This window comes from Rhizobium sp. L51/94, from assembly GCF_019355555.1.
Taxonomy (GTDB): Bacteria; Pseudomonadota; Alphaproteobacteria; order Rhizobiales; family Rhizobiaceae; genus Rhizobium; species Rhizobium rhododendri.
Genome location: NZ_CP072141.1, coordinates 2,025,902 through 2,043,097, shown reverse-complemented (window position 1 = coordinate 2,043,097; position 17,196 = coordinate 2,025,902). Strand labels below are relative to the sequence as shown.

General features: G+C 58.0%; 17 protein-coding genes and 1 pseudogene. 2 read left to right on the top strand and 16 right to left on the bottom strand.

From position 1 onward, the window contains the following. Positions 1-55 precede the first annotated feature (55 nt). The 10 genes from J5274_RS09975 to rpoZ form a co-directional block, all read right to left on the bottom strand. Positions 56-424 (bottom strand): response regulator, encoded by a 369-nt coding sequence (locus J5274_RS09975; protein WP_374108578.1) that lies wholly within the window; start codon positions 422-424, stop codon positions 56-58. A gap of 231 nt (positions 425-655) precedes the next feature. Next, the gene (locus J5274_RS09970; RefSeq protein WP_142829764.1) at positions 656-1,408 is read right to left on the bottom strand and encodes a Crp/Fnr family transcriptional regulator; all 753 of its coding nucleotides are present in this window, start codon (positions 1,406-1,408) and stop codon (positions 656-658) included. A 77-nt stretch (positions 1,409-1,485) separates the two neighbouring features. After that, entirely contained in the window at positions 1,486-2,433 is a 948-nt protein-coding gene (gene era / locus J5274_RS09965; RefSeq protein ID WP_142829766.1) for a GTPase Era, read from the bottom strand. Between the two features lie 8 nt (positions 2,434-2,441). Continuing rightward, the gene (rnc, locus tag J5274_RS09960) at positions 2,442-3,161 is read right to left on the bottom strand and encodes a ribonuclease III (protein ID WP_142829767.1); all 720 of its coding nucleotides are present in this window, start codon (positions 3,159-3,161) and stop codon (positions 2,442-2,444) included. Continuing rightward, positions 3,158-3,901, bottom strand: a complete 744-nt coding sequence (gene lepB / locus J5274_RS09955) for a signal peptidase I (RefSeq protein ID WP_142829769.1) — start codon at positions 3,899-3,901, stop codon at positions 3,158-3,160. The genes rnc and lepB overlap by 4 nt, the downstream gene beginning before the upstream one ends. A 114-nt stretch (positions 3,902-4,015) precedes the next feature. Further along, positions 4,016-4,420, bottom strand: a complete 405-nt coding sequence (gene acpS / locus J5274_RS09950) for a holo-ACP synthase (protein WP_142829771.1) — start codon at positions 4,418-4,420, stop codon at positions 4,016-4,018. A gap of 33 nt (positions 4,421-4,453) precedes the next feature. Beyond that, entirely contained in the window at positions 4,454-5,044 is a 591-nt protein-coding gene (locus J5274_RS09945; protein WP_111220404.1) for a DUF2062 domain-containing protein, read from the bottom strand. Positions 5,045-5,184: 140 nt separating this feature from the next. Then, positions 5,185-5,334 carry a DUF3563 family protein gene (locus J5274_RS09940; protein WP_111220403.1) on the bottom strand — a complete coding sequence of 50 codons (150 nt, stop codon included), beginning with the start codon at positions 5,332-5,334 and terminating at the stop codon, positions 5,185-5,187. A gap of 190 nt (positions 5,335-5,524) precedes the next feature. Further along, positions 5,525-7,750 (bottom strand): bifunctional (p)ppGpp synthetase/guanosine-3',5'-bis(diphosphate) 3'-pyrophosphohydrolase, encoded by a 2,226-nt coding sequence (locus tag J5274_RS09935; protein WP_142829773.1) that lies wholly within the window; start codon positions 7,748-7,750, stop codon positions 5,525-5,527. 101 nt (positions 7,751-7,851) lie between these two features. After that, positions 7,852-8,244, bottom strand: coding sequence for a DNA-directed RNA polymerase subunit omega (gene rpoZ, locus J5274_RS09930; protein ID WP_111220401.1), 393 nt, complete (start codon positions 8,242-8,244; stop codon positions 7,852-7,854). A gap of 304 nt (positions 8,245-8,548) precedes the next feature. Between rpoZ and J5274_RS09925 the strand changes: the two genes are divergently transcribed. After that, positions 8,549-9,130: an NYN domain-containing protein gene (locus J5274_RS09925; protein WP_142829775.1), complete on the top strand. Its 582-nt coding sequence runs from the start codon at positions 8,549-8,551 to the stop codon at positions 9,128-9,130. Between the two features lie 51 nt (positions 9,131-9,181). Here J5274_RS09925 and J5274_RS09920 read toward each other — a convergent pair whose 3' ends face one another. From J5274_RS09920 to dapA, 3 genes are all read right to left on the bottom strand, one after another. Further along, complete coding sequence (locus J5274_RS09920) at positions 9,182-9,598, bottom strand: DUF3830 family protein (RefSeq protein WP_142829777.1); 417 nt, start codon at positions 9,596-9,598, stop codon at positions 9,182-9,184. Next, a complete protein-coding gene (gene smpB / locus J5274_RS09915) occupies positions 9,598-10,077 on the bottom strand; it encodes an SsrA-binding protein SmpB (RefSeq protein ID WP_111220398.1) in 480 nt (159 codons plus the stop codon). Before smpB ends, J5274_RS09920 begins: the two co-directional genes overlap by 1 nt. Before the next feature lie 147 nt (positions 10,078-10,224). Next, positions 10,225-11,109: a 4-hydroxy-tetrahydrodipicolinate synthase gene (gene dapA / locus J5274_RS09910; RefSeq protein ID WP_142829779.1), complete on the bottom strand. Its 885-nt coding sequence runs from the start codon at positions 11,107-11,109 to the stop codon at positions 10,225-10,227. Between the two features lie 217 nt (positions 11,110-11,326). Between dapA and J5274_RS09905 the strand changes: the two genes are divergently transcribed. Then, positions 11,327-13,393: a lytic transglycosylase domain-containing protein gene (locus tag J5274_RS09905; RefSeq protein WP_142829781.1), complete on the top strand. Its 2,067-nt coding sequence runs from the start codon at positions 11,327-11,329 to the stop codon at positions 13,391-13,393. A 179-nt stretch (positions 13,394-13,572) separates the two neighbouring features. On the opposite strand, the gene J5274_RS09900 is transcribed toward J5274_RS09905, so the two are convergent. The 3 genes and pseudogenes from J5274_RS09900 to J5274_RS09890 form a co-directional block, all read right to left on the bottom strand. Further along, positions 13,573-14,634 carry a porin gene (locus tag J5274_RS09900; RefSeq protein ID WP_142829783.1) on the bottom strand — a complete coding sequence of 354 codons (1,062 nt, stop codon included), beginning with the start codon at positions 14,632-14,634 and terminating at the stop codon, positions 13,573-13,575. A gap of 383 nt (positions 14,635-15,017) precedes the next feature. After that, positions 15,018-16,082 (bottom strand): porin, encoded by a 1,065-nt coding sequence (locus J5274_RS09895; protein WP_142829784.1) that lies wholly within the window; start codon positions 16,080-16,082, stop codon positions 15,018-15,020. Between the two features lie 518 nt (positions 16,083-16,600). Continuing rightward, positions 16,601-16,863: pseudogene (locus tag J5274_RS09890) on the bottom strand (GNAT family N-acetyltransferase); the annotation flags it as partial. Positions 16,864-17,196 lie beyond the last annotated feature (333 nt).

The following is a 17,196-nucleotide window of genomic DNA, read 5'->3' as shown; positions in this document are numbered from 1 at the left end:
TTCCTATGAAGACACAAGTCTAGTGGAAAGCAGGCAGGCTGTCACGAGAACCGCTTCAGACGGTGGCCGGAAACATCTTCGCCAGGAACTGTAGCATGGCCCGTTCGTCGAACGGCTTCACCAGCAGTGGCGCATCCTGCAGGTCATCTGGGAACTCCTGCGTATCGGAGTATCCGCTGACGAAACCGAAGGGGATGCCGCGCTCCGTCAGGAGCCTTGCAAAATTGAAACTCATCGCTTCGCCAAGATTGACGTCGAGAAGAGCCAGATCATATTGGCCGAGGTTAATCGCTGCCAAAGCTTCGTCGAGGTTCGACGCCAGCTCGACCTTGGTCGAGCCGATTTCACGAAGGATTTCCTCCGCTTCCATCGCAATGATAAGATTGTCTTCGAGAACGAGAACGCGCTGCGGAATCATTGGCATCTTTCTTGCCAAGAAGGCCGGTGCGAAGCGCAGTCTGCCAGTAGAAGTCTCATCTTGGTCTCCGGCGTTCCGCGCAGCCATGTCGATGGAAGGCATTTGCCTTCCCTCTATTGTAGTCGTTTCGGGCCATCTTACCATAGTTGTGCAAACGCCTATAATTAACGACCCGCTCTACCTATGCTGTTTCCTGCGGTTAAGCATTTAAAAAAGACATGTATTTTCATTCGGATATCAAATGAATGGGCGTTTACCTCCGCTTATCCCGCTCCATTCCGCCAGATCGGCCAATCCTTGCCCGTCCAGCACGTCGCAACCGCGCTCCTGCCAGCGAATCAATTTGCGCTCGGCGAGTTTCTTCAGCGTTTTGTTGGTGTGAACAATCGAAAGACCCAGAGTGTCGGCAATATGCTGCTGGGTGACAGGCAGCACAGTCCTGCCGCTGAACAGCTCGATGGCACTTACACGCTGATGCAGATAGGCCAGCAAATAGGCCGCCCTTTCCAGCGCCGAACGCCGGCCGATGCTGAGCAGGTGCTCATCGAGGATGCGCTCCTCCTGTGCCGCGATCCATGTCAGGTCGTATGCCAGTGATGGATGCCTGTTATACAACGTCATCAGTTTGTCGCGCTCGAACACACAGAGCGTCACCGGCGAAAGTGCCTCCACAGAGTGCTGCATCTCGCCCATGATCGTTCCCTGCAGACCTAGAAGGTCACCGGGCATGACATAATTAAGGATCTGGCGGCGACCGTCTTCCAGGACCTTGTAGCGAAAGGCCCAGCCGGAAAGCACGGTGAAAAGGTGGGCGCTGTGCGAACCCTCGACGAGGATTGTCGCGCCCGCATCGACGGCGAGTTCGCCACGCTTGAAATGCGAGACGAAATCGAGCTCGTCGGCATCGAACTCCCGAAAACTCGGCTTCGCCCTCAGCGGGCAAAGCTCGCATGGGGTCCGGGTATCATTCGTATTGGCGGTCTTGCTCATAGCTAACTTTGCAACTTGCTGCGAGACCGTCCGGACCCGCCGTTAGGAAGCCTGTGGGTGGAGTACCAAAGTGAGGGTCACTTCGGGAAATCCAGCCCCATTTCTCGGAACCGGGCCGGATCGTCGCCCCAGTTTTCACGGACCTTGACGAACAGGAAGAGATGAACCGTCTGCTCCAGGATTTCGCCGAGTTCCTTGCGGGATGCGCTCGAGATAGCCTTGATCGTTTCGCCGCCCTTGCCGAGTGCAATCTTCTTCTGGCTATCGCGCTCGACGTAGATCACCTGCTCGATGCGCACCGAACCATCCTTGCGCTCTTCCCACTTCTCCGTCTCGACATGCGAGGAATAGGGAAGCTCCTGATGCAGGCGAAGGAACAGCTTTTCGCGGGTAATTTCAGCGGCCAGCTGACGGATCGGCAGATCGGAAATCTGGTCTTCCGGATAGTACCACGGACCTTCCGGCAGTGTCTTTGCCAGATAGTCCATGACATCGTCGCAACCGTGGCCCTTTTCGGCCGAGATCATGAAGGTCTGGGTGAAGGGGATCTTTTCGTTGGCAGCCAGCGCCAGCGCCAGCAGGTCTTCATGCTTGACCTGGTCGATCTTGTTCAGCACCAAGATCTTCGGCTGATAGACGTTTTTCAGGCCTTCGAGGATGGCATCGCCATCGCCGCGAAGACCGCGCTCGCTGTCGATCAGCAGCATGATCAGGTCGGCATCCTTGGCGCCGCCCCAGGCAGACGTCACCATGGCGCGGTCCAGCCGGCGGCGCGGCTTGAAGATGCCGGGCGTATCCATGAAGACGATCTGGGTGCGGTCGTGGATCGCGATACCACGCACGATCGCGCGCGTCGTCTGCACCTTGTGGCTGACGATCGACACCTTGGCACCGACAAAGCGGTTGACGAGGGTCGACTTGCCGGCGTTGGTCGGCCCGATCAAGGCGACGAAGCCCGAGCGTGTCGGGCGTTCATCGGCTACGGCCACGCCGTCAACAGCGCTTGTGTCTTCAGTTTCGGTCATTTTTTCCGTCATTTTCCGGCAGACGAACTCTGCCATACGCCTTCGCGCTCCAGAATCTTGGTCGCGGCCACCTGTTCGGCGGCGCGCTTGGAGCGATCTGTCCCAGTCTCAGGCTTTGTTCCCGCCACCTCTACCGTCACCGTGAAGCGGGGATCATGATCCGGTCCGCTGCGGTCTTCAATCCGGTAAACCGGACTGACGGCAAACTTTGCGTGGGCCCATTCCTGCAATTCTGTCTTGGCATCGCGCCGGGAGCCATCGGCGCGAATGGCCCGCCCCTCCCAATAGCGCAAAATGAACTTCCGCGCCACCTCCAGGCCACCCTCGAGATAGAGCGCGGCAATCAGGCTTTCGACGACGTCGGCGCGGACGTTGAGCATCCGCTTGCCCGTCGTTTTCTTGACGTCGGCACCGGTGCGAATGAACAGATGCAATTCCATCTCGTCGGCCACCTGCGCGCAGGTTTCGGCGCTGACAAGCTGATTGAGGCGAACCGAGAGTTCACCCTCGTCCGCCTTGCCGAAGGTGCTGAACAGAAGCTCGGCGATACAAAGGCCGAGCACCCGATCCCCGAGGAATTCGAGGCGCTCGTAGTTGGCACCTTTTTCCGTGCGCGCACTGGCATGCGTCAGCGCGCGGTCGAGGCGTTCCTTTTCGGCAAATTCGTGACCAATCGCTGCCTCAAGTCTGGCACGGTCGGCCGACGAAAGTGCCTGTAGCTTGGTCATTGCACGACCTTGAAGATGCGGTTCCAGCGCATGTTGCTCGGCCACTTCCAGATTTCGCGGAAGGAGGTGTCATTGCCCAGCGAGAAGAAGATGACGCTTGCGCGACCGACAAGGTTTTCAGCCGGCACGTAACCAACGTCGAAACGGCTATCCAGCGAGTTGTCGCGGTTGTCGCCCATCATGAAATAATGACCTGGCGGAACGACGAACTCCTGCGTGTTGTCGCCACGCGACACAGGCGACTGGTCGAGCGTGTCGAACGTCTTGCCATTGTCGAAGGTTTCGCGGAACACCGGAACGTCTTCGCCTGGATCCTGCTTGTAATCCGACGTGAAGCTGCCGTCCGGCGCGCGCGGCACGGCCTGGCCGTTGATATAGAGAAGGTCGTCCTTGACCTGGATGCGGTCGCCCGGCAAGCCGACAAGGCGCTTGATGTAATCGATCTCGGGATTGGGCGGGAACCGGAAGACGACGACATCGCCGCGCTTCGGCTCGCTTGCAAATATCCGTCCGCTGAAGAGATTGGGCGAGAACGGTAAGGAGTACTTCGAATAGCCATATGCGAACTTGTTGACGAAGATATAGTCGCCCACAAGCAGCGTCGGCATCATCGAGCCGGACGGGATGGTGAAGGGCTGGAAAAGCACCGTCCGGATCACCATTGCCAGGAGCAATGCCTGAACGATGACTTTGACGTTTTCCCACAGGGCATTCGGCTGCTTTACGGCTTTCTCGGACACGAAGTCTTATTCCTTTTTTGCACCCCACCGGCGCAATTGACTGTCAGGCACTCTCTAGCCGCTTCATATCACTGCTGCAATGCCACCCGCATGAAAAGCGACTGAAGCAAGGCATCAGGATGTCGCGGGCACAGCCTCGATGATCACAAAGGCTTGAGCCAACGGAAAGTCGTCGGTGATGGTCAGGTGAATGACGGGCTTGTGGCCAGCCGGCATCATCGCGGCAAGGCGATCGGCAGCTCCGCCCGTCAATTGCATGGTCGGCTTGCCGCTCGGGAGATTGACGACGCCCATGTCGCGCCAGAACACGCCCTGGGCAAGCCCCGTGCCAAGGGCCTTCGAGCAGGCCTCCTTCGCCGCGAAACGTTTGGCGTAAGACGCCGCACGGTTCTTGCGGCCGTCGGATTTCTGGCGTTCGAGGGCGGTAAAGCAACGTCCGGTGAAACGCTCTCCGAAGCGCTCGATGGATTTTTCGACCCGACGGATGTCGATCAAATCACTGCCGATGCCGATGATCATGCCGGATCTCCTGGTAGACGCGATACCTTGCGCCTAGACGCTGGATGCATTCTCGACTGCAAGCGTGACGCGGTCGCGGGCGCGCTCCATAAGCCGTGCCTTGCGGCGGCGCTGAAAGCCCCGGACACCGTAGAACGTGATGCTGTAGACGATGACACCAGAGACGATGGCAGGGGGAATGGCGCCAATCAGCATCGGCTTCAGGACGACATCCCACAATTGCCAGACGTCGAGCTGGTGGAACAGCGCCGGGAGGTCGATGGATCCGCCCTGGTTGCCGCTATCGCGCCCGAGGATCAGGTGCCCGATCTCCCAGGTGATGGCCCAAATGAAGGGGTAGGTAAAAGGATTGCCGGCCGCAAGGCAGCCGAGGGTTGCTGCAAGCAGGTTGCCGCGAACGATGTAAGCCAGCACGAAAGCGATGACGATATGTACACCGATCACGGGCGTCCATGAAACAAGGATGCCTGCAGTAAAACCAGCCGCAATGGCATGCGGGGAAGCACTGAGGCGAACGATGCGTCTCTGGAAATAGCGGACAGGACGCATGAAGCCCTTGCGGGGCCAGACCATGTCGCGCAGCTTTTCAGTTAGCTTCTGTGGTTTTCTTCGGCGAAATAACATGCGGCATATCTAGTGCAGGCGAAGCCGCGATGACAAGAGCGCTCATGCGCTTCTTTTAGCGAGTGGTGCAAGTGTTTTACCACTCGCAAGCGGCGTTGCATTTGCACGCCGCCTTTCCCATTTCGTAAGTCTACTGTCGATTAACGGTTGCGGAATGCACCACGGTCGACTTGACGCTGACGATACTCAAGATCAAAGCGGTCGTTAGAACCGTTAAGGTAAGCCATTTCGCGTTCTTCAACACTAGGAACGCGGAGGGCGCGGGCGAATTTCTTGAAGGGACCAAACATTGTCATTTCCTCATCTGGTTTGTTTCTTTCGATGAGGTGAATATAGCTCGTGCAGGCGTTAATGACCAACGCCCGATTACCAGTGCAGCCATGCATTCTATGCATATGTAGGCCATTACCTGCGACAAAATGACTAAGAAACGATCATAAAAGATGCACATGGCGCCTCCGGCACCTGCGACGCGGTTAATTATTCATAAAGCCGCTTAACCGTGGCAATGCAGTCGAGGTCCTTCAACTGCAGCAACATCTGGTTCAGCTGGCGCAGATCCCAGACTTCGACATCGAGTGCCATCTCGGTGAAATCGGCTGCAACACGCACGGTATTGAAGATACGGATGTTGACGTCGATGTCGGCGACTGTCTGCGAGATCTTGGCAAGGCTGCCGGGTTCGTTGAGAGCATTGATCAGCACGCGGGCGGTGAACCGCGATTTGTTGGCCTCGTCGAGATCCCAGCGCACGTCGATCCAGCATTCCGGCTGGTCGTCGAAGCGTTGCAGCGCAGGCGACTGGATGGGATAGATGATGATTCCCCGGCCCTTCTCGAGGATACCGACGATACGGTCCCCGGGCACTGCACCCGTCGGCGCGAAATGTACGGCCACGTCGGCAGCCAGTCCGCGGATCGGCAGGGTTTCGAGGTCGTCAATGCCGGCATTGGCGAGATCGGCGACCTTGCTCTGGCCAGGTATCTTGAAAATCATACCGGCGCCGCTGCGGACATTGAACCAGCCCTCGTCGCCGGCAGGCTTAACCGTCACCCGTTCGTCCTGGTGGTCAGGATAGACCGCGCGCAGCACGTCAAGCGACGACATCTCCCCTCGCCCGACGGCAGCAATGGCATCCTCGACATCCTTTTGGCCAAGCCGGTGCAGCGCCGGTTTGAGGGCGTCGCGGGTAAATATCTTGCCGGCGCGCTCGAATGTACGCTCGAGGATGCGGTAGCCGAGGCCGGCATATTGCTTGCGGATGGCCATGCGGGTGGCGCGACGGATGGCGGCGCGCGCCTTGCCGGTAACGACGATCTCTTCCCAGGCGGCGGGAGGCACCTGTACGCCGGAGCGAATGATCTCGACCTCGTCGCCGTTTGCAAGCCGTGTGACGAGCGGCATGATCCGACCATTGATCTTGGCACCGACTGTCGTATCGCCGATGTTGGTATGCACGGCATAGGCAAAGTCGATCGGCGTTGCGCCGCGCGGCAGCGCGATAAGCTTGCCCTTCGGCGTGAAACAGAAGACCTGATCCTGGAACAGTTCGAGCTTGGTATGCTCAAGAAACTCCTCCGGACTGTCACCTTCCGCCAATGCCTCGATAGTGCGGCGCAGCCATGAGTATGCGTTGCTTTCACGCGACAGCAGATCACCTTCCGCCGCGTTCTGATCCTTGTAGAGCGCGTGAGCTGCAATGCCGTATTCGGCAATCTCGTTCATGCGCCGGGTGCGTATCTGCAGCTCGATGCGCTGGCTCGACGGGCCGACGATGGTGGTGTGTAACGAACGGTAGTCGTTCTGCTTGGGCGTGGAGATGTAATCCTTGAAACGACCGGGAACGACGCGCCAGCGCGTGTGGACGATGCCGAGAGCCCGGTAGCACGCAGGCAGATCGTCAACGATGATACGAAAGCCATAGACATCCGACAGTTGCTCGAACGACAGGGACTTCGACTGCATTTTTCTGAAGACGGAATAGGGCTTCTTCTGCCGGCCCTTGGCGACGGCATTGTCGAGGCCGTTGGCGACCAGGAGATCGCGCAACTCGGTTTCGATCTTCTTGACCAGCCCCTCGTTGCGTTGCGACAACTCCTCGAGGCGCTTGGTGACTGTGTCGTGTGCTTCCGGATTGATATGGCGGAAGGACAGTTCCTCCAGTTCCTCGCGCATATCCTGCATACCCATGCGCCCGGCAAGCGGCGCATAGATGTCCATCGTCTCTTCCGAGATGCGGGCGCGCTTGTCTGCCGGCATGTGGTCGAGCGTGCGCATGTTGTGCAGGCGGTCGGCGAGCTTCACCAGCAATACGCGCACATCGTCGGAGATGGCGAGCAGCAGCTTGCGGAGGTTTTCAGCCTGCTTTGCCTTGCGGGTGACGAGATCGAGCTTCTTGATCTTCGTCAGCCCCTCGACCAGCCGGCCGATGTCCTCACCGAAAAGCTCGTCGATTTCGGCCCGCGTTGCCGTCGTGTCTTCGATGGTATCGTGCAGGAGGGCGACCGCAATCGTCGATTCGTCGAGATGCATATCCGTCAGGATCGCAGCGACTTCCAGCGGATGGGAAATATATGGATCGCCGCTGGCGCGCTTCTGCTGTCCATGCTTCTGCATCGCATAGACATAAGCCTTGTTCAGAAGCGCTTCGTTGGCATCGGGCTTGTACTTCTGAACTCGCTCTACAAGCTCGTATTGCCGCATCATCCAACGCTACTCCGGTAAAAAGAAAAGCGCGCCAATCGGATGACTGGCGCACAGACATTTCACCATCATATAGCTCCAACGCGGAGCATCAAGATTGACGATCAGTAATCGTCGCTCTTTTCCGGCGGTACAAGGCCTTCGATGCCGGCCAGCAGCTCTTCTTCCGACATCTGGTCGAAGGTTACAGCTTCCGGCTTGTCGTCGTCTTCCTCGGAAGAAGAACCAGCGGCGGCAAGAGTTGCCGGATCTGGCTCAGGCTCATCGATTTCGACGTGCTTCTGCAGCGAGTGGATCAGGTCTTCCTTCAGATCGTCTGGAGACAGGGTCTCGTCGGCGATTTCGCGAAGGGCAACCACGGGGTTCTTGTCATTGTCGCGGTCGATGGTGATCGCTGCACCCTGGGAGACGAGCCGGGCGCGATGGCTGGCGAGCAAAACAAGCTCGAACCGGTTCTCTACCTTATCAATGCAATCTTCTACGGTGACACGGGCCATTGCCTGTCCTTTACGGTCGTGATGTCGTCGACATGTATGGAATTAGGATGCCGGATACAATCAAACGGCGGCAAATTCAAGTTTTTCCTCGCAAGGCGACAGATAACAACCGCTGCTGGACGAGGAAACGGAAATTGAATTTTTCATTTCAATCCAGAGTTGCTTGGAATAACTGGAATCCTGCCCTAAATCTCCTTATATGAACAATTCGTGAATTAAGCGACCTGTTTCTATATTTTAGCGATAAGGCTTTGTTTTGATTGCCTTTTAGTGTTTTCTTTTTGCAGCAATGGATAAACCAGCCATGTTTGACCCTCGCGAGAAAATTGCACTCTTCATTGACGGCGCGAATTTGTACGCCGCCTCCAAAAGTCTCGGCTTCGACATCGATTATCGCAAGCTGCTGAAAGCGTTCCAGAAACGCGGCTACCTGTTGCGCGCGTACTATTACACTGCGCTGATCGAGGACCAGGAATATTCCTCCATACGGCCGCTGATCGACTGGCTCGACTACAACGGCTACAAGGTGGTCACGAAGCCCGCCAAGGAATTCACCGACTCCATGGGACGCCGCAAGATAAAGGGCAACATGGATATCGAGCTGGCCATCGATGCCATGGAGCAGTCCGAGACTGTCGATCACATGGTGATCTTCTCCGGGGACGGCGATTTCACGACGCTTGTCGAAGCGCTGCAGCGTCGCGGACGCAAGGTTTCCGTCATCTCGACGATGGCGACCCAGCCGCCGATGATCGCCGACGACCTTCGTCGGCAGGCCGATCACTTCATCGACCTGGTCTCGCTGAAATCCGAGATCGGCAGGGATCCGTCCGAAAGACCGGCACGGCTTGTGGACGCGTCACCGACGGCCGAACAGGAAGAATAGTTCGGTCGACGATATCCGTATCCGCCTGGCTAGAGAGACTGCGTTAGACGGTCAGCCAATGGGTTCGAAGCGGATTGGCTGCGCGCCGTTCCAGAGAACACGGCGGCCCATCTCCGGCAGGTGCTCAGCGCCTTCGACGACGGTGAGGAAATGGTTTCCGGCAAGACTGCCCATCTTGCTGGCAAATGACGAGCTGCCATAGGCGAAAAGCAGCTCCGTTTCGCTGTGGCCGCCGGGATAAAGCAGGATATCGCCGCGTGACGGATGGGTGGTGTGGTTTTCGAAACCGACGCCGAACTCGAAATCGCCGAGAGGTACCCAGACCGCTTCGCCGCTCCAGCGCGAGTGGATCGTCTGATTGACGAAGGGCAGCAGAGCCTGGAATGCCTTGCAGGTCCGAGGCGCCTTCTTGTTCTCGAAACGAGCGACGAAGACCAGGTCGCCGACGGTCAGCCTCACCATCTGCATCAGCCGTTGTCCTTCAGAATTCGGGTCTTCTGGCGGTTCCAGTCGCGTTCTTTTTCCGTCTGTCGCTTGTCGTGCAGCTTCTTGCCCTTGGCAAGAGCCAGTTCGAGCTTGGCGCGGCCCTGATCGTTGAAATAGATTTTCAGCGGAATGAGGGTCATGCCCTCACGATTGATGCCGACGCGAAGTCTGTTGATTTCGCGGGCGGTCAGCAGCAGCTTGCGGCGACGGCGGGGCTCGTGGTTGAAGCGATTGGCCTGCAGATATTCCGGCAGATAGGAATTGATCAGCCAGATCTCGCCGCCTTCGTCCGAGGCATAACTATCCGCGATATTCGCCTTGCCGTCGCGCAACGCCTTCACCTCGGTGCCCATGAGCATGATGCCGGCTTCATAGGTATCGAGGATCTCATAGTTGTAGCGAGCCTTGCGGTTATCGGCGACAACCTTCTTGACGACGCGTTGGCTGCCTTTGGGTGCCATGATCTGTTGTTCCGTCCCTCGGGTACCGGCGGCGCTCAAACATGAGAAAATGCGGGCCGCAGTGATGTTCAGGGCCCTAGATAGGGGAGTATGACCGGATTGTGAAGACGCGACGGCGACGAACGCCGCCGCCTTCGCCTCAAGCTATCAATTCAGCAGGCCGGCGTGGCGCATCGCAGCATCGATCGCTGCTTCCGTACCCGGTTCCAGCGTAGACAGCAGCGGCGAGCGAACGTGGCGGCTCATCCGCTCCAGACGCGACAGGCCATATTTTGCACCGCAGAGACCGGGCTCGAGAAAGATTGCCTTGTGCAGCGGCATCAACCGGTCCTGGATCGAAAGCGCCGCCTTGTAGTCGCCGGCAAGGGTCGCCTTCTGTAACTCGGCACAGAGGCGCGGCGCGACGTTTGCCGTCACCGAAATACATCCGACCCCGCCATGGGCGTTGAAGCCGAGAGCGGTCGCATCCTCGCCCGACAGCTGATGAAAATCATTGCCGCAGGTGATGCGCTGCTCGGAAACGCGCTCGATCTTGCCGGTCGCATCCTTGACGCCGACAATATTCCCATAGGACTTAGCCAGCGCACCCATGGTTTCAGGCGTCATGTCGACGACAGAGCGACCTGGAATATTGTAGATGTAGATCGGTAGCTTAACGGCCTCGGCAATCGCCGAAAAGTGAGCATAGAGCCCCTTCTGCGTCGGCTTGTTGTAATAGGGCGTGACGACCAGGACTGCATTCGCGCCAACCTTTTCGGCATGCTGTGCCAGTTCTATCGCTTCGCGCGTATTGTTGGATCCCGCGCCTGCCATGACGGGCACGCGCTTGGCGGCGACCTCGATGCACAGCTCGACGACGCGCTTGTGCTCGGCGTGCGACAGGGTCGGCGATTCGCCGGTGGTGCCAACAGGGACAAGCCCGGTGCTCCCCTCGGTGATCTGCCATTCTACGTGCGAGGCAAAAGAAGCTTCGTCGACGGCGCCCGCAGCGGTGAAGGGCGTAACGAGAGCGGGAATGGATCCCCTGAACATGCAAACTCCTCAAGGCCTGGCATTTCACGCTTCGGCCGCAATCCTTGGTTATGAATCTGCGCACCATAAAGCGGCCATCTGGCTCCGACAAGCGCGCTTTATGGCTTCGTTTGCAAATTCCGGTATCATGTTAGATCGATAATTCGTGCATGCGCTAAGGTTTCGTTAAGATGGCTTTCGGCAGATTGAGGGGATCTGAATTCGCGTGAGTAGCCGGATGAACAAATCGATCCTGGTCGTGTCCGCCACAGGCCTTGCCATTGCCTGGGGCTGTCTTGCGGCCGGGCTGCCGATTGAAAGCGCCCCTGATCCGGCCGGGCAGCCGCAGACATCAGTCGCCATGGCAATTCCGAACGATCCGCTGACGACTGGTTCTATTCCACGCGCTTCCAACATCGCGCCTGCGAGCGCCGATCTCAAGGCTGGCCTCGACGCGCTGTCGAACCGGAAGCCGCTGCAGGCCATCGCCGTCCGCAATGGCATGGCGCGCGGAACGCTGGACCGCCACATCCTCACCTGGGCAATTGCCACGTCGGGACAGACCGGGATACCGTCCGCCGAAATCGCTTCCGCCTCGCAAGAGCTTGCGGGCTGGCCGGGGCTCGCCAGTCTGCGTGGCTTCTCCGAGCGGGCGATCTACAACGAGAATCCGTCCACGGCCGAGGTGCTCGCTGCCTTCGGAGAGACCGCACCGGAAACGCCGGAAGGTGCATTCGTGTTGTCAAAGGCCCTCATTGCCGTTGGAAAGCCCGCCCAGGCAGCCGCCTATATCCGCAACGTCTGGCGAAACCAGACGCTGGACGCATCGCTCGAGGACAAATATCTGGCAGCTTTTGGCGGCCTGCTCAGCCCCGCCGACCAAAAAGCACGCATGGATCTGTTGCTCTACCGAAGCAAGACGGCGCAGGCGAAGCGTTTTGGCGATCTAGGCAAGGCACAATCACTCTATACTGCATGGGCAGCTGTCAACGATCGAAGCCCCAAGGCTGCGAGCCTGCTTGCCAACATCTCGACGCAGTGGAAAAGCGATCCGGCCTATCTCTTCATGCGGGTCGAATTTGAGCGCCGCAAGGAAAACTACGATACGGCTGCAGCCCTGCTGGCGCGAATGCCGCGCGATCGCAGCCTGCTGATCGACGCGAGCCAGTGGTGGGACGAGCAGCGAATCGTCAGCCGCGGCCTTGTCGACCAAGGTAACTACAAGGCTGCATACAGAATTGCCGACGACAACGTCGCCGTCACCCCGGTCGATGTCGGCGAAGCGGAGTTCCATGCAGGCTGGTATGCGCTGCGCGGCCTGAAGGATCCCTCCACGGCAGCAACGCATTTTCGCAAAATCCTCGGCGTGTCGAACGGACCGATCTCCGTCTCTCGTGCCTGGTATTGGCTGGGACGCGCGGCGGAAGCCGGCGGCCCGGGCAAGGCCAGTGATTTCTATGCGAAGGCCGCCGCCCTTCCGAGCACGTTCTACGGTCAGCTTGCCGCGAAAAAGCTCGGACGGCAGATGCTGGACGTGACCTACCCATCGCCATCGCCGGAAGACCGGCAGCGCTTTCAATCGCGAGAAGCGGTGCTGGCGATCGCGCGCCTAGAGGCAGCCGGCAATGGCTGGCGCGCCGACAGTCTTTACCGCGCGCTAGCCCAACAGCTGCAAAGCCCGGGCGAGATCGCGCTGCTTGCGGCCAGCGCCGAGCAGTCCGGCAATCACCAGCTTTCGCTGCAAGTCGGCAAGATCGCCTATGGACGCGGCGTCGATGTCGCAGCGCTTGCCTTTCCGATCGGCGTCATTCCAGACGATGCCAATATCGCTGGCTCCGGAAAGGCCATGGCTTATGCCATCGCCCGGCAGGAAAGCGCCTTCAATCCGCAGGCCGTGTCGTCCGCAGATGCCCGTGGATTGCTTCAACTGCTGCCGAAGACCGCCAAGGCTGTGGCCGGTCGCCACGGGATCGTTTATTCAGCCGACCGCCTGACGAAAGATGCCGGCTACAACGCGACGCTCGGCTCGCACTATCTCGGCGAGCAGATAGATGCATTCGGCGGATCCTATATCCTGACATTCGTTGCCTATAACGCCGGTCCGAAAAAAGTGCCCGAATGGATCAGCCGCTACGGCGACCCGCGCGGCAAGTCGATGGATGAAGTCGTCGACTGGATCGAGCGCATTCCCTTTCCGGAAACCCGCAATTATGTGCAAAGGGTGATGGAAAACTACGAGGTCTACAAGGCTCGGCTTGGTCAGAAGAGTGATATCGAGCAGGACCTCATCCACGGACGCGGCTGAAGGGGCCTTTCGCGGCTTACCGATTCGTTAGGTCCGCCACCCTTCCCGCCGACTGACGGGCACAGAGTTTGTGCCCGGGATCCAATTCCCGAGCTCACCGACTCGAAATTGTCGGCACGAAAATGGCCCGGCTGGGATACCGGGCCATCTCTTTGACAGGAGGTTAGATCAACTCAGTATTAGAACGAACGCTGGAAGCGGATGATGCCAGACCAGGTGTCCTTGTTGACGCTGTCGTAGTTGACGTAGGTGACTTCCGGCTCGATGAGCAGGTTCTTGACCGGGTTGAACTTCAGGTTGCCCGTTGCTGCGAACGTCTTCTTGTCGTCGTAGGCCAGCTGCACGTTGGCCTTCAGCTTGTCATTGATCTGTTGGCCAATGCCGCCCCAGACAGCCCAGTCGCCCCAACCGATACCAGCACCACCGGCACCAGCATACTTGTTGAGCTTGTTGCCATCGGTGTTGTAGCCACCCATGAGGAAGGCGGTGAAGCCGCCGAACTTGGCATCAACACGAGCCTTGACAGCGCCTTCTTCGACGATCGAGTCGTAGCCGCCGACAACGCGGAAGTTGAAAGCGCCGGCCTTGTAGCCGAGACCGAGAACGCCGTCCGGAGCGTAGTGATCCGAGCTGTTCTCGCCATTGGCGCCAGCTGCAGTGCCGTTGGTGCTGTCTTCGAGCGAAGCAACAGCCGTGAAGCCGGTGCCAGAGTCGTAGGCGTAGGTCAGCTGGTTCAGTTCGTCGGTGCCGTTGATGCCGTATTCGATGATGTCGTCGTTGATGACGTCGCCAGCGTAGCCGAGGAAGGTCGAGTAGACCGAGTCATTCTTACCGACGAGGAAACCACCCAGGCTGATGTTGGCCCAGAGAAGCTTGTTGGTGTTGTTACCTTCGGCCGACTCGAAGCGGAAAACGGCGTCAGTCTTCAGGGCGCCATATTCAGTGTCACTTGCAGTGTCGATCGAAAGTTCGGCACGTGTCTTCCAGTATGTGCCGCGAGCAGCAGCGTCCTGGCCGGCCTTGTAAGCGTTGTACCAGCTGACGTCAGAGCGAACCTTGCCGCCGATCTTGATGCAGGTTTCCGTGCCCGGGATGTAGAAATAGCCCGCGCCGTAAGCGTCGCAGATGCGGACGTATTCCAGCGGCTCAGGTTCAGCAGCGACGATGGCGTCGGCAGCGTGTGCACCGGATACTACCGAGAAGGCAGCGGCCGAGCCGAGAAGAAGGCTTTTAATGTTCATTGCAATTAGCTCCAATCAAAAGACGACTGGGCGTGAGACGTCGCGCCGAAAAATCGGCGTGCCCTACCCCATCCCTGTATTTGTGACCCCCCCTTGGGGAGAACCAAAGCGCGTCTGCTTCGGTTCTGGGCAGACCATAGCGATTGAATATAACAATGAAATATCAATGCGTAACAGGCACCGTTTGTGACAAAGCTTTGGATTGGTGCGTTGCACAAAAATCACGTCACGAAACTGTGATAATTCCGTCATGAAAGGTGATTGATCACCTCGCGGCCTGGAAAAGGCAGCGGAAACAAGACCTGGAGAACAGACAAAGAGCAAAAACGAAAAAGCCCGGCTCGAAAGCCGGGCTCCTTTCAATCGACCGAAGTCGTATTGAATTAGAACGTGCGCTGGAAGCGAAGGATACCAGAGAACGTGTTGTCATCGAGAACGGCGTTGTCGTACTTGACGTAGGTGATTTCTGGCTGGATCTTGAAGCCCTTAGCAACGAAAACGTTGAGGTTTGTCGTAGCTTCGAAGGTCTTGCTGTCAGCATACGAAACCTGAGTGTTCCACTCGAGCTTGTCGTTGAACTTGACAGTCGTGCCACCCCAAACCTGCCAATCGCCGGTCGAAGCGCCGCTAGCGTCGCCATTGGCGTAGCGGTTGATCTTGTTGCCGTCAGTGTTGTACTGGCCGAGCAAGAAGGCAGAGAACGTGCCGAAGTCGAGGTCGAGGCGAGCCTTGACAGCGCCTTCTTCAACAACCGAGTCGTAGCCGCCGACAACCTTCAGACCGAACATGCCAGTCTTGTAGCCGAGGCCGGCAACGAAGTCAGGTGTGTAGTGGTCAGAGATGTCGCGGCCAGGATTGTTCGGATCAACTGCAAGGTCGCCAGACTGGCTGTCTTCAACCGACAGAACGCCGGTGAAGCCGTTGCCGCCGTCGTATACGTAGGAGAGCTGGTTCAGCTCGTAAGGTCCATCGCCGATCACGTCGTCGTTGATGACGTTGCCAGCATAACCAATCCACTGATTGTACTGCGAGTCCGTCTTACCAACGATGAAGCCGCCGAGGCTGATCGTTGCGAACAGAACCTTGGAGTCGTTGACACCTTCAGTCGAGTCGAAACGGTAAACCATGTTGGTCTTCAGCGGACCGTATTCTGTGTCCGTTGCCGTGTCGACGTTGAGTTCAGCGCGAGTGTGCCATTCCGTGCCGCGCTTGAAGCGATCGCCAACAGCGTATGGGTTGTGCCACTGAGCTTCAGTACGAACCATGCCGCCAATCTTGAGGCAGGTTTCCGTGCCTGGGATGTAGAAGTAGCCAGCGCCGTATGCATCGCAGATGCGGACGTATTCAAGCGGCTCAGGCTCAGCAGCTACGATAGCGTCTGCAGCGTGAGCACCGGATACTGCTGCGAGGGCAGCAGCGGAGCCGAGAAGTAGGCTCTTGATGTTCATGATTGACCTCCAGTTCAAAGTTTCAATTGGGTCTGGGATTTTTAACCCGAAGGCATTCCCTGCCCCATCCCCATGTTTCAAGAAGTGGACGATCACGCCCTCGCTTCCGTTGTTGAAAATACTCGACGGGCGCCGTCACGCAATCGACATCTTGCCGGAAGGGGGTTTTGGGGGGACCCTTCCCCAATTCATGTTGCCGAAAGGACACAAAACGGTGAGATGAAGGGTGGTTTATTTAGCCTTTATTAAGAAAAAGCCTTATCTCGCACGGACTTAACCCCGACGCGCCGGCCCGTCACAGTCTTTCGGTAGACCTGCCGACGCACAAAATCCCTGGAAACCCTGCCACATGTACGGCATTTCCACGGCAGGCGGCAACATTTGGAAACAGCCCGGCAACGATTCCCGGTTGGGGAATGGACATGCGCTGGAGGTCGATTCGGATCGTGTGTGCGATTCCGCCTGCGATTCGAGCTTGGGTGCAGACATGGGGTAGGCATCCGGTCCGGCGGACGTCATTACTTCAGCTCTATAAGCCCCGCCTCCGTCGGCCAGAAGTCGCAACTACGGTAGAGTGAGACCAGCTGCGGCTCGACGTTGACACTCAACCACCTTGCATCGTGCTCCTGCGCAATACTGGTGGCCTCTTTTATCATGCCGGTAGCAATCCCCTGTCTTCGCATTCGAGGGGCGACGCGGGTGTCGAGAATAAAGGCGTGAACGCCTCATCCCACGCACCATTCACGAAACCGACGAGCTGACCATCGGCGTAAGCGCCGATAACCGACGTTACAGTTACCGAGGTATCGGAAGCTGTCACAGGCAGTAGGGAATGGCCCAAGGCTGCTGTTGATCTCGGAGATTTCTGAGGTGAACCTAAGGATTTCAATGGCTGACCAAAGTGGCTAATTAGCCATCGACAGGCTACAGCAAAGCCCTAGAAGCCTAGAAGCCTAGAAGCCCTGTAAATAGGGCGTGTAGACCATTCGCCTCGATATTTCACCGCAGCAAACGTCAACACAGGCTCGGTTCCCGCCAGGCTTTTTTTTGTATTTTACGAAAGAAAGGCGGGGAAGGCAATCGAGCGGCTTACACCTCCCGGCCACAACGAAAG